This is a genomic window from Sphingomonas rhamnosi, assembly GCF_036663615.1.
GTDB lineage: Bacteria > Pseudomonadota > Alphaproteobacteria > Sphingomonadales > Sphingomonadaceae > Sphingomonas.
This window is the reverse complement of the sequence record NZ_JAXOJJ010000026.1, coordinates 1-2,506: the sequence shown is the minus strand read 5'-3', so window position 1 is coordinate 2,506 and position 2,506 is coordinate 1. Positions and strand designations below refer to the sequence as shown.

Here is a 2,506-nt window from a genome sequence, read left to right as displayed (position 1 = left end):
GTCGGGATCGACCGAGCGCATGTAGCGCAGATCGGCCATCGTGTTGGCCGACTGGTTGGTCAGCGTGATCTCCACCTTCACATATTTGGCGTCGTCGGTCAGCGTCATGACCTGCTCAACCTTCAGCTTTTCGTCGGTCGTGCCGGTCCAGCCCGCGCGCGCCGCAGTAGCGTCGGACAGATTGGTCGAGTCGCCGTTGAGAATGGTCGATGTGCCGAACTCGGTATTGCCCTCGACATGCTTGATACCGTTGATGCTGTAGCCGATGTTGAAGCGCTCGACGATCGCGCCCATGGCCACGGCGTCCTGCAGCGGCGAGGCCTTGCCGGTGCCGAAGCCGTCGAGATCGACGTACATGCCAAGGTTGGTCACTTCACCCTTGTCGTAGGCGTTGAAGCCCGCCGGCGTCGCCGATCGCGTCCCCAGCGTACCCATATTGCCCACAGCCATGCTGATGAACTTGCCCTGCATGAAAACCGTGTCGTCACTCATGATCTTGTCGATAAGCATCATTATATTCCCCGTCGCGCCGATATCCGGGTGGATACCGGCTATGGACCCGCCAAAAGCCTCCCGCAGAACCCCGGATGGGGTGTGTGCGTGCGAAAACGCAAAGCCGAAACTGTATGCTAAGAAGCGTATTAACCATATTTTGGGTGAAACATGTTGCGGTGTGAGTCAATCGACCTCACCGTATTTTCTCGTCTAAATGAGACTGAATGATCAGCCCGCGCGTTGGATTGCGATTGAATCACCGCCAGCTGCCATCAAACTGTGACGCCCGGAGTCATTTTACCGCTACAGAGCGTCATGGCTATGATTAGAACCGCTAACATTGCCCGCATTACTTAGCGTGAAATATTGCGCAATTCTATTTTGTTATGGAGTCGTTACACCGGGAATTTGCTACTATCGCGCAACATCATTGCTCAGCTTTATATTCTAAGCTGGATTTTTGAAAGCTCGAACGATCCGGGAAATAGGTCAGATCACCGATACAAGAAAGGCGCGCTCGTAAGAGCGCGCCTCAATTTGTAGCGGTTGATCAGCGTATCTACGTTATATCATAGGGCTGGTCAGAACCCTAGCGTCGCCAGGCCGCCGGTCGAGCCTTCGAGGCTGTAGACATAATAGCTGACGCCATCGTGGATGACAGACCCGTCGAACTCGAGTGTGTTGACGGCCGCGCCTGTCGTGTTGAAGATGTTGACATGACCTGCGTCGCCAATGGTCTGCGGCGTCTTGCCCAAATCAAATTGCGCGCCGGCGCCGGATCCGACGATCCCGTCATGATCGCCATCGCTCAGCGCGGTGGTCGTGACGAGGATGTCCTTCTTGCCCATGTTGACGATCGTGTCGTCGCCGAGGTCAAAGCCGAGAGCGGTGTCGAAGAAGAATTTCTGTATCTTCTTATCGGTCAGATCACCGGCTAGGCGATCGTCACCGAACACGCTTTCGAGCGCACTTTTAGGCTTTGCCGCGCCGTCGGCATATACATGCGCACCGTCCATCGCAGCGCCGAGATAGCGCAGCGAACTTACGTCGGTCAGGGTGAGTATGTCCCCCTTGACGGTGCCATCGACCCTCAGCTTGTTACCGCTGAAGGTAATCAGGCCATCGCCATTATTGTCGTTCAGGACATGGCTGAAGATCAGCACATCGCTGCCTTCCAGATTGACGACGGTGTCGTTGCCCGATTTCGCAGCCACGTCGATGTAGAAGGCGTTGGCACCGCTCGCCCCGGTCAACACGTTGTTAGAGGAAGCGGAGCCATCGACGGCCTGGTGCGCGGCAAGCAGTTTTTCGAATGGCGACGACACGGGCGGGGGCGCCGTCACATTGATCGAGACCAGCGCGGTGTCGGCGGCCTTGCCGTCGGACGCGCTGTAAGTGAAGCTGTCTGCGCCGCTATAGCCATTGTTGGCGGTGTAGACAAAGCTGCCGTCGGCCAGGAGCTTTAGGGTGCCGTGGGCGGGACCATTGATCAGCTTTGCCGTCAGCGCGTCGCCATTGGCGTCCTTGTCGTTGGTCAGCACGTTACCGGTCAACAGTGCGCCAGCTTCGACGCTGCCGGCATTGTCAGCCATGGCGACCGGGGCAGTGTTGGGCTTGGCCGCGACGGTAATCGTCACCTTGGCGCCGGCGGATGCCGAACCGTCCGATGCCGAATAGGTGAAGCTGTCCGTGCCGGCGAAATCGACATCGGGGACATAGGTGAAGCTGCCGTTGCTCGCCAACTGGAGCGTGCCGTGGCTCGGTCCGGTGGCCAGGATGCTGGTGAGGGCGGCGCCGGTGCCGCTCTTGTCGTTGCTCAGCACGTTGCCGGTAACCGCGACCCCGGCAATTGCCGAAACCGCATCGCCAAGCGCGACCGGCACCGGCGCCGGTGCCGGCGCGCTGACCTTGAGCGTAACCTTGGCATTGCTCGACGAATGGCCGTCGCTTGCGGCATAGGTGAACGTGTCGGTGCCCACAAAGCCGGTCTTGGCGGTATAAACGAAGCTGC

General features: G+C 58.5%; 2 protein-coding genes. Both read right to left on the bottom strand.

The genetic code is table 11. The features are described 5' to 3' along the window. Positions 1-492, bottom strand: a 492-nt coding sequence (locus U1701_RS18595) for a hypothetical protein (RefSeq protein WP_332784046.1), incomplete at its 3' end; no start/stop codon positions are given. 584 nt (positions 493-1,076) lie between these two features. After that, a partial coding sequence (locus U1701_RS18590; protein WP_332784045.1) for an Ig-like domain-containing protein occupies positions 1,077-2,506 on the bottom strand: 1,430 nt, incomplete at its 5' end.